Origin of the sequence: Skermanella stibiiresistens SB22, from assembly GCF_000576635.1 — a bacterium.
In the GTDB taxonomy this organism is placed as follows: Bacteria; Pseudomonadota; Alphaproteobacteria; order Azospirillales; family Azospirillaceae; genus Skermanella; species Skermanella stibiiresistens.
On sequence record NZ_AVFL01000075.1, the window covers coordinates 1 to 8,095 of the forward strand.

Annotated in this window: 4 protein-coding genes and 1 pseudogene; all 5 read left to right on the forward strand. The window is 60.1% G+C overall.

The window, feature by feature from the left end:
* The first annotated feature begins 145 nt into the window (after positions 1-145).
* Positions 146-1,114: pseudogene (locus tag N825_RS35215) on the forward strand (IS5 family transposase).
* Between the two features lie 552 nt (positions 1,115-1,666).
* Positions 1,667-3,994, forward strand: coding sequence for a capsular polysaccharide export protein, LipB/KpsS family (locus N825_RS35220; RefSeq protein WP_084165427.1), 2,328 nt, complete (start codon positions 1,667-1,669; stop codon positions 3,992-3,994).
* A gap of 45 nt (positions 3,995-4,039) precedes the next feature.
* Positions 4,040-4,699 carry an acyltransferase gene (locus tag N825_RS40690; RefSeq protein ID WP_245613336.1) on the forward strand — a complete coding sequence of 220 codons (660 nt, stop codon included), beginning with the start codon at positions 4,040-4,042 and terminating at the stop codon, positions 4,697-4,699.
* Between the two features lie 9 nt (positions 4,700-4,708).
* A complete protein-coding gene (locus N825_RS35230) occupies positions 4,709-6,151 on the forward strand; it encodes an exo-alpha-sialidase (RefSeq protein WP_157619779.1) in 1,443 nt (480 codons plus the stop codon).
* Positions 6,152-6,613: 462 nt separating this feature from the next.
* Positions 6,614-8,095, forward strand: a 1,482-nt coding sequence (locus N825_RS39535; protein ID WP_198039075.1) for a calcium-binding protein, incomplete at its 3' end; no start/stop codon positions are given.

The window sequence follows — 8,095 nt, forward strand, 5'->3', positions numbered from 1 at the left end:
GGAAACTGCCTTCCGGAGGACAGCCGCCCCGCAATAACCCCATGTCAACTTAAGGAGCCGACCTTGATGCAAAAATAGCTGGGGGAAGCTGTTGCTGCGGCAGGCAGTTGGGTATAGAGGCCGCCGCCTGAACCCAGGGGCCCTGATGCCGTACAAGGCGAATGAACCGCGTCGTCACAGGATCCCGAAAGCGCGGTACAAAATCGAGAACTGGGCCGAGTACGACGCGGCGCTGCGCCGGCGCGGCAGCCTGACAGTGTGGGTGACGCCCGAAGCAATCGCGGCTTGAATGCCGGCGGCGACCGGGCGGCGGGGTCGGCCGCGAGCCTATTCCGACGTCGCCATGGAGACCGGGCTGATGCTGAGGTTGGCGTTCGGCCGACCGTGGCGCCAGACCGAGGGCCTGCTCGGGTCGATCGCGGACCTGCTCGGCCTGGAGCTGCCGGTTCCGGATCACACAACGCTCTCGCGCCGTAGCGCCGGCCTGGGTGTCGCGACGGCGCTGAGGAAGGCGAAGGGACCGGTCCACGTCGTGATCGACAGCACCGGCTTGAAGGTAGTCGGGGCCGGTGAATGGCTGCGCGAGAAGCACGGCGGGAAGCCGCATCGGACCTGGCGGAAGCTGCACTTGGCGGTCGATCCCGGGAACGGTGAGATCCTCGCCTCCGAGCTGACCACCACGGACGACGGCGACGCGTCTCTGGTCGGTCCGCCGCTCGAGCAGATCGACCGCCCGATCTCCGCGGTGTTGGCTGACGGCGTCTACGACGGGGAGCCGACATACCGGTCCGTCACCGACCATACGCCTGACGCCGCTGTGGTCATCCCGCCCCGTTCGACCGCGGTGCTGAGTGCCAAGGTGGACACCGACCCGACCCAGCGCGACCGCCACATCCAGTGGATCGCCAACCACGGACGGCTGGGTTGGCAGCGGGCCGTCGGCTACGGGAAAAGATCCTTGGTCGAAGTGGCGGTGTTTCGGTACAAGGCCCTCATCGGCCGCAGCCTGCGGGCCCGAAGTCTGCCTGCCCAGAAGGTCGAAGCAACCGCCGGATGCAAGGTCATCAACATCATGACCGACCTCGGCATGCCGGTGTCCCGTAGGATTGCCTGACCGCCACGGGAAAGGGCGAAGTCTGCCCGCCCGCTGATTTCTGCAACAACGTCGAGCGGAGGCATAGATCAGCTCTGGTGAGCGGTGTCGTCGTCAGGCGACGGCGAGCATATCGGCGGACATAGCCCGATGGCCTCCCGCGCGTCACCCCCCTACTCATCTCAAAGTAGCATCCTGATCAGCAACGGTCGGCACGCCCCGCCTGCAAACAGCTCCTCAATCCCCAAGTCACGCGCCGATAACCCTATATTGTCCTTAAGGCGGCATTAATCATATTAAGGATATTGTTGTACGGTCAACCATCACCGCACGATCGAAGGGTTTGTTGAAATGGACCGGATCATCCCTCTTCTTGCGACCTTAGGTTGTTTCCTCGGCCGTGCCGTGAGAGCCGCCGCACGGATGTGAACCCCATCCAAGAAACCCGGCGCCAACGCCGAAGGCACAGCCGAAGTGGTTGAAAACCATGGGCCTCCAGCGAACGTACCAGCCCTGTCCCCAATAAAAAAATTTCAATCGGCATGAACCGTCAAGGCGGCATGCCCGTGACGCTTGAACTTTGAGATCAGACTCACTCTGCAGAATTGGAAGCCCCCTGTGAAGGACGTGTCCGTACTTCGTGAGAACATTCCGACCGCGGTGCGGCTTACCTGCATCATCCCCATCCGCGCCACCACGAAACGTGACGGAGCGATCCAGCGGCTTGGTTTCTCGTTGCTTGACCAGAAGCGCCCAGCCGATGTCGGTTTCCTGGTGGTGGATGATGGATCCGACGAGGCCTCGGCCGCGAAAACGCGGCGGATCTGTCAGCGGCAGGGATTCGGCTATCTGAGGCTGGACACGGAGCAGTCCGAATTCTCGGTTGGCCGCTGTCGCAATCATGGTGCCATGTACGCGACATCCAAGTACATCTTGATGCAGGATGCCGACCTGATGCCGTACGACGGCCTATACAGGAACATTCTCAATGAGATCGAAATACAAGGGCTGGACCGGAACGCACGCGACTTCCTGATGTTCGGATACATCTTCCTGACAGAGGAGGCGACCGAGGAATACATCAAGACCGATGTGGAAATCCGACGCCAGAAATTCTTCCACTATGCCTTGGTGGGCAACCCGGACAAGATGGAGAAGCTGTCGACCGGCACGTCGGCAAATCTTTACAATCGGGAATATTACCTCGCGCGCGGCGGCAACAGCCCCGATTTCGAGGGTTGGGGGTACGAGGATCTCGAGTTCAACACCCGTTGTGTCAGGCTCTCGCACCTGTTTCCAGTTCCGCGCGACTGGCAGAACGATCGCAAGAATTTCTCCACCATCATCGATTACGTCGGCTGGAAGGCCTCATACCGGCTGTTCGGCGACACCACCTTCTTCAAGGGGATCGCCTTCTTCCATGCCTGGCATCCTGTCGATGCCAAGAGCGACTACATGCAGCTCAAGGAGAGGAACCGGCAGCTTTTCGTGTCGAAAATGGCCGCCTTCATCCAGCATGGCGCGGAACCTGACACGTTGCCCAGCAAGATGGAAGGCAGCACGCTCCTGTTCCGTTCCAATCCCTTCGTCTTCCATCGGGAGATACGGTCCCGCTTGGGCGATGTGGTTCTCGTGTCGGAAGAGAAGTTCGGATCGGCGGACGAGTTCGAAGCCTTCGTGCGGGGGCAGAACATCACCCGGGTGATGTTCCACAATCCTTACGCCAATGAGTGGATGGGGATCTTGTACCAGCGGTGCCGGGATGCCGGCCTGCCGTTCGTCGTCAGTGAGCGTGGCGCGCTTCGCAATTCCCTCTTCTTCGACCATACCGGGTTCCTGAGCGACGGCACCTCCTACTCGCCCAGTCACTGGGACCGCCCCATGAGCGCCGACGAACGTGACAGGATCATCACCTACTGCGTCCGGGAGAAGCAGGAAAGCACCTGTCTGGAAGCGCAAGGAAAGCGGATTTCGGGTCATAACCTCCGCAACGTCCTGCGGATACCGGCGCAGAACAAGGTTCTGTTCCTAGCGCTCCAACGGCCTGCGGACTCCGTCACCAATTTCCACTGCGGTCCGGTTGGGACCTACGATGATTTCATCGCGATGGTCCATAACATCACCTCCAAGCTTCCCTGGAATTGGACGCTGGTTGTCAAGAAACATCCCCTGGAAGACCAAAGCCCGGAATTCGACAACGCCATCTTCGCGCATGGGCACAACATCAAGGACCTGCTCGACATGTCCGATGCCGTGCTCACCCTGAATTCCGGCACGGGCGTCCTGGCCATGCTGTGGCAGAAGCCGGTTTTCTACGCCGGGCAGGCCTTCTACGGTCACGACGGTATGAACATGCAGGTTCGAACCGCGGACCAGCTGATAGAGGCGCTTGAGGCCGGGTTCAAGCCGGATCCGGAGAAGATCCTGCGTTTCCTGAGTTATCTTGTCCATGAATTCTATTCTTTCGGCGAGTTCGTGACCAAGCCTGTCAAGATGCCGGACGGCGGCAATATGACAGCCACCACGGATATCCGGTTCCAGGTTATCCGGGGCATCGGCCAGCACGAGACCCCCTACATCCATCGTGCGAAAAGCGCCATCACCTGGGAGTCCAGCTTGTTCGACCGTTACCGATTCGCTGAACAGCAACATCTGTCGGCGGCCAAGCAGAACAATTCCTTGGGCACCCCCGCGATGAACGTAAAAAGCATGTCGGTGGCCACGGAAAAGCGCCCGATCCTGGGCTTGGCTGGCGGAACCCAGCACCTCGACGGGCTGACGTCCGCCATGGTCAATCAGCGATCCGGCTCGCGTTTTCAACGGAAACTCAGAAAGCTGGTCAGGACTCCGTTCCGGTTCTTCGCCGACCTGCGCATCTTCCGGGGCATGGCCAGGGCGTGACCCCGATGCCGCTTGAAAGATCCATCTCCGGCATCTCGCCAGATGATGGATCGGTTCCCGTCGTACGAAAGACTCCGACGCTTGGAAAAAATCTTCAAGGATGTGACCGTCAGCGGCGAGGGCAACGAGCTTTCCTGCCTCACCGACCGCGGCGACAAGAACCGTTTGGATATCATCGGATCCAGGAACAAGGTCCAGATTGGCGCCGGCTGCAAGATCAACGAGGCGACTTGGATCATGCGGGGCGACGAGATGTCGCTGATACTGGAGGACGGTATTCGATTCAACGGGCGGATCAATATCAGCGGCAGGGGCGGAAAGGTCGTGATCGGAAAGAACACGACCTTCGAACGGGTCAATATCGTCTGCATCGAAAGCGCCAATGTCATCATCGGCGCCGAATGCATGTTCTCGTTCGGCATTGAAATCCGCACGAGCGACGCTCATTCGATCATCGATCTGGCCACCCGGTGCCGCATCAACGGACCTGGCGACGTCATCGTCGGAGATCACGTTTGGATCGGCGCCCACACGACCCTGAACAAGGGAATAACGATCGCCTCGGATGTCATCGTCGGAACTCGCGCCGTGGTCACGAAGGACATCGTCGAGGAACATTGCGCCGCGGCCGGCGTGCCAGCCCGCGTCGTGCGCCGTGATGTTTCATGGGACCGGAAGCTGGTGCCGGTCGGCGAGAAACCTTGACCATCCGGGATGGTCGAAGCGATCACCCTGAACGGGAACACCGAGCATGAAGACGCACGAGTGATGCGACGCCGCTCATTTCTCGCGGGCTCCGCCACGGCTGCGGCATGCCTGGGAATGCCGGAGATGGGAATCGCGACGGCCGCGACAAGCGATAACCATCCGGCGATCCGCTCAAGCTTGACACCAGCACTTCCGTCGCCATTGACCGGAGAGCATGCCGTCCTGTGGTCATCTCCCTACCCAGAAAGGATTTACGGCGCGAGCCCGGGACTGACCTCCCTGCCCAACGGCACACTGATCGCCACCTATGATCAAACCGGCGGCGGCGTTCGGAAACTCGCCAGTCTGCGGCGTGATCGCTGGCCTTGGACGGGTACGATCGCCACAAGCGCGGATGGCGGCGCAACCTGGATCGAGCGATCGAGAATGCCAATGCACCACGCGCGCCCCTTCGTCTCCGCGAAGTCCATCTACGTGCTTGGCCAGGTGGGCGACCTGCTGATCATGGGATCCCATGACGGCGGGGAAACTTGGTCCGATCCCGTCCAACTCACGCGTGACGGCGTTTGGAGCGGAGCTCCCACCAGCGTTGTGGTGCACGACGGCCGAATTCACCTCGCGATGGAGCATCAAGCTGTCGCATCCACCCGCGACGAATGGCCGGTTTCGAGGCTGGCGCCGGTCGTCCTTTCCGCCAGCGCATACGACGACCTGCTCGAACCTGGTGCTTGGTCCTTCTCCAACAAACTCACCTTCGCGGATGCCCTCGGCGAGACCGGCCCCGCCCACGTCATCGGCTCCCCGTTCTTCAAACCTGGCCTGACCGCGCCCCACAACGTCGGTGACCGGCGCATGATGGAGGAGCCCGGCTGGCTCGAAACGAACCTCGTCAGAATCGAAGACCCCGATCACATCTGGTTCGATCCGACGGGTGGTACGCTTCACCTGCTCATGCGCGCCCATACGGGATCGACAAACATGGCCTGCGTCTTGAAAGCGGTCAGGTCTCCCGGAACGAACGAGATGACGGTGAGCCTTGAGCGAGCCCCTTCGGGAAACCCCATGCTCTACCTGCCGCTGCCAGGGGGACACTTGAAGTTCCACATCGTCCACGATCCCGTCGGCCGGCTCTACTGGCTGGCGTCGAACCAGTCGACGGACTCGATGACCCGACCCGAAAAGCTGCCGCAGGAACGGTACAATCTGCCGAACAATGAAAGAAATCGTCTGGTGCTGCACTTCTCGAGGAACTGCGTCGACTGGTGCTTCGCCGGCACCATAGCCAAGGGCGAGGACCAGCGTCAGGCACGGAGCTACCCCTCGATCGCCATCCACGGGGACGACCTGGGTGTCCTCGCGCGATCGGGCGACGCGCTTTCGGCGTCAGCGCATAACGGTAACTTGATCACCTATCATACGATCCCGCGTTTCCGCGACCTATCCTACTGACCGGCCCAATTCCAATCCGAGCCATCTTGGCGTCGGCTTCGATACGGCGTCCGCCTTTGTGGCCCCGCTTCCATGCGGATAGGCGCGATCCCTGAATGGCGGGGCCGCATGATAATACCAGTCTCCCCGCCGCATCCCGTCATACTTGACGCCGATTGGAAACGGCTTCGCCTTGACGTCCTGTACGGATTTTCCTAAATATAGTTCGGACATCACCACCCCTTGTCTTCAATCATTCGAAATATTATAAGAAAAAAAGCTATCATCAACTACGTATATTATATTACCTGTATGAGGATTTTTTTCCAAAAAATACTTTGTGCATATGCAGATTCGGAAAGCAATATATTCACATTACTTTAACTGTTTTCAGACAATTAACAACCAGTAATAGTTCCATCACTGCGAATGCGGTTCGGGGATGGGCACATCTCTTCACCGTCTCCGCTCAAGGAGACACCCATGGCTACTCGCTCGGTAGGTTCCACCTCCACATACCCCACTATAGCGGCCGCGATGCTCGCCGCCGGCCCAGGCGATCTCATTGAGTTGCAGAGCGGCTACAGTAATGAGGCCGCCTCGATCACGCATAGCGGCATCACCGTCTCCGGAGATGTCAACTCGGTCGGCATCGTGCTCCAATTGACGTCGGGGGTTTCAAGTTTCACCCTGACCGGCGCCGCGCCGATCCAGGTCCTCGACTCAACCAGCGCCAATGACATCCTCGGCAATGCCGGCGACAATCTCATAACCGTCAGCGGTGGCGCCGATGTGGTGAGCGGTGGACTTGGCACTGATCGCCTGATTGTTGATTATCAGCTTGCAACCGGTGCGGTGACTGGTGATTCAACCTCTAATTTCACTGAAGCGGGAGGCGGCGCTCGGTCGGTCACCGTGACCAGTGGGACCATCGAGCACTTCACTGTGCTGACCGGCTCCGGCGCCGACACCATCACAACTGGTGGTGGAGACGATATCATCAGGGTTGGAGCAGGCGCCAACACAGTCACTGCCGGGCACGGCGACAATGATATCATAGGCGGCGGCGACGCCGACACCATTACGACCGGTGACGGAAACGACACCATCAACACCGGTGCGGGCGCCAACACGGTCACGGCTGGGCAGGGCGCCAATTTCATCATGGGAGGCGCCAATGCCGATACCATCACGGCACTCGACGGCGGCAACTTCATCGATGGCGGTGATGGAACCAACCAAATCACCTCCGGGGACGGAGATGATACGATCCTCTCCGGAACGGGAGCCGATACCATCCACGCCGGTGGCGGTGATGATGTCATAACCCTACTAGGTGGTGCCGATACCGATATCGACGCCGGGGCCGGAGATGACCGGCTGATCGTCGATTATTCGGCCATGATGACGAATGTGACCGCTGGCATCGCGGGAGGCAATCTTGGTAGCGGCTATGTCGGTCACATCGCCGATCTGACCACCAACACGATCGACTTCTCGGCTGCCGAGAATTTCACCATTACCACTGGCGCTGGCAATGACCAGATCACGACAGGGGGCGGTATCGATGTACTGGACGGCGGTGCTGGCTCGGACGCCATGACTGGCGGCAGTGGCGATGACCTGTATCACGTCGATGATGCCGGTGACAGCGTCATTGAGCTGGTCAACCAAGGCTACGACACGGTGCGCTCGTCGGTCAGCGTCAACTACACCACCCAGCACGTCGAGCGGATCGAACTGACCGGCACGGCCGCCATCAACGCCAACGGCAACGCCCTGGTCAACACCCTGATCGGCAACGGAGCGAACAACGCGCTCAACGCGGGCTCGGGCAACGACAGCCTGTCGGGCGGTCTCGGCAACGACACCTTGAACGGTGGCACAGGCTCCGACGGCATGACCGGCGGCGATGGCAACGACCTGTATTACGTCGATGATGCCGGCGACAGCGTCACCGAACTC

What these genes read in the sequence shown, in the direction of transcription:
- N825_RS40690 (WP_245613336.1), top strand. Translation starts at nt 4,040, where the DNA reads ATGGATCGGTTCCCGTCGTACGAAAGACTCCGACGCTTGGAAAAAATC.
- N825_RS35230 (WP_157619779.1), top strand. Translation starts at nt 4,709, where the DNA reads ATGGTCGAAGCGATCACCCTGAACGGGAACACCGAGCATGAAGACGCA.